Annotated in this window: 1 protein-coding gene; it reads right to left on the bottom strand. The window is 61.6% G+C overall.

All coding sequences use genetic code 11. The annotated features are described in order from the left end of the window. Positions 1–178: 178 nt before the first annotated feature. Positions 179–1369, bottom strand: coding sequence for an IS701 family transposase (locus tag ACFFP0_RS30980; protein WP_377266083.1), 1191 nt, complete (start codon positions 1367–1369; stop codon positions 179–181). Positions 1370–1435 lie beyond the last annotated feature (66 nt).

Genomic DNA, 1435 nt, shown 5'->3' with positions numbered 1-1435 from the left:
TACTACAGTTGCGTTTGATTTCTTGTTTTATAGTGCGAGATCATGGCGGAAGCCTGATGTGCCCGTCGCCAGAGAGACCATGCGAGAATAGACCGCACTCTGATCGGCGGCGGCAGCAGGAGACGTTTGATCAGATAGCGGATCTCTGCGACGCTGGGCACGAGCGCCAGGGTGTTGGTCAGGCGGCGATTGGCGGGTTTGGACTCGTTTCGTTCGGTTTGCCAGCGGCGGTGCGGCGTAGGTCGGCGCCGAGCTTGGCGAGGAAGGCTGCGGCTGCCATGACGAGCGTCATGTGCCGGTTCCAGGCATGCCAGGAGCGCGCTTCGCAATGATCCAGGCCGAGGTCGTCCTTGGCGCGCTGGAAGCACTCTTCCACCGTCCAACGCAGCCCGGCCGCGCCAGCCAGTTCGCTCAGTTCCGTACCGGCCGGCGCGAAGACAAAATAATAGGCGCGCGCATGGGGTTCTCGCCGGCTGCGACGGATCAGAAGCCAGCGTTCCCATTGCGCATCCGCACGAGAGCCGAGAGGAATACGGGCCCAGTCATAGAGCCGGAGGCCCTTGGCGCCTTCACCGGCCGCATGGCTGGACCAGGCTTGTGCCCCCAGTTCCGCGGCCATCGTCTCCGGATCGGTTTGCTCGAAGCGTTGCTCACGGACGAAGCGCAGGCAATGATTGGAGCGAACCGCCAGAACATAAGGCTGGCCGCGGCTTTCCAGCATCCGGCGCAGCTTGGAATCCGAACCATAAAGCGCATCGGCCAAGACCCAGGCGCAAGGCACGCCGGCATCCAGCGCATCGGCAATGAGCCTGGCTGCAATGGCCGGTTTGGTCGCGAAGACCTGCTTCTGCGGGATGTGGGCAGAAGCACGGCGCGCTTCATCTTCAGCCCACTCCTTCGGCAGATAAAGCTGCCGGTCGATCAGGGCCTGACCGTAGCGGCTCGCATAAGCCAGGAAAACACCGACCTGGCAGTTCTCGATGCGGCCGGCCGTGCCGGAATATTGTCGCGCGACACCGACCGAATGGGCGCCTTTCTTCAGGAATCCGGTCTCATCGACCACCAGGACGCCATCCGCATCATCACCGAGTGCCTCGATTGCATAGGCACGAACCATGTCGCGCAACGCGTCGGCATCCCAATGGCTGCGCCCCAGCAGCGATTGCATCCGATAAGGGCGCTCCAGCCCGGCCTGTTCAGCCATCAGCCAGCCAGTCTTGCGCTCCACTCCCGACAACAGGCCATCCAGAAAAGCACCGCATGATGCACGCAATTCTCGGCGACCAAACACCGGACCCAACCGTACCTTCAAGGCATCGAGATCACGATGCCACGCCAGAACCGACCCGGACCAACTCGCAACCGACATTCAACTCCCTCCCGTCAAATGCGGGAAGTGAATCATGATTTCAAATCAAACGCAACTGTAGTACTA

Origin of the sequence: Neorhizobium puerariae (assembly GCF_042429745.1) — a bacterium.
In the GTDB taxonomy this organism is placed as follows: Bacteria; Pseudomonadota; Alphaproteobacteria; order Rhizobiales; family Rhizobiaceae; genus Neorhizobium; species Neorhizobium puerariae.
Note: the sequence above shows the minus strand (reverse complement) of the source record. Positions and strands in the feature narration are given on the sequence as shown.